This window comes from Rhizobium sp. P2_G9 (genome assembly GCF_056403475.1).
On sequence record NZ_JBFUFK010000147.1, the window covers coordinates 1 to 428 of the forward strand.

Annotated in this window: 1 protein-coding gene; it reads right to left on the minus strand. The window is 60.9% G+C overall.

Annotated elements, in window-relative coordinates; all coding sequences use genetic code 11:
• Positions 1-428 (minus strand): VCBS domain-containing protein (locus AC1DYF_RS40405; protein ID WP_477884564.1); only part of this gene is annotated, 428 nt, incomplete at both ends.

Here is a 428-nt window from a genome sequence, read left to right on the forward strand (position 1 = left end):
CACCCACCTGGGACGTGCCGTCGGCGGTGGTCACGGTGATGCTGTCGGTATAGTCATGACCCGCCTTGAACTCATCATGGGCGTCGTTCATGACATAAGTCCAGGTGCCGTCAGCGGCGATCGAGAACTTGCCGAAGCCATGGCTGCCATCGACATCGGTCTGCACATCGAAGGCGGCAGATCTGTCGACRTCGGAMGCATCCAGCTTGCCGCCGGTGTTCTGGGCRGTGTCGGTCTCCGTCAGTTCCTGGGTGCTCGTTCCTGTGATGAGGGCCGCGTCATTGGTGCCGTGGATRGTGACCGTGATCACCTGGCTGGTGCCGTCSGCSGTGGTGACGGTGATGCTGTCGGTATAGTCGTGGCCTGCCTTGAACTCATCATGAGCGTCGTTCATGACATAGGTCCAGGTGCCGTCAGCGGCGATGGTG